Annotated in this window: 1 protein-coding gene; it reads right to left on the bottom strand. The window is 67.1% G+C overall.

Features of this window, described 5'->3' with window-relative positions:
* On the bottom strand, positions 1 to 325 hold a 325-nt coding region (locus tag NKF06_RS20880), incomplete at both ends, for a phosphate acyltransferase (protein ID WP_253246490.1).

The following is a 325-nucleotide window of genomic DNA, read 5'->3' as shown; positions in this document are numbered from 1 at the left end:
GAGGGCGGTGTCGGCCTGCATCTCGCCGTCCACCGGGAAGTCCACGTCGGGGTCGGCGTGCAGTTGTTCGACCGCGTCGCGAGGCTTGCGCGTCCCCTCGTTCGTGACGCTCCCGAAGTCCGAATACGAGAGGAGCGCCGCGCGGGGTTCGACGTTGAAGCGCCGGGCGAGTTCGGCGGTGTGTTTCGTCACCTCGGCGAGCACGTTCTCGTCGGGGTCGAGGTTGACCGTCGCGTCGGCACAGAAGATAACGCGGTTCCGGAACGTCAGCATGTAGACGCCGGCCGCGTAGTTCGCGTCCTCGGCGGTGCCGATAATCTGCAGC

This window comes from Haloferax sp. AB510 (genome assembly GCF_024136985.1).
Taxonomy (GTDB): domain Archaea; phylum Halobacteriota; class Halobacteria; order Halobacteriales; family Haloferacaceae; genus Haloferax.
The sequence above is the reverse complement of the archived record's forward strand: the minus strand, read 5'-3'. Positions and strand labels throughout refer to the sequence as shown.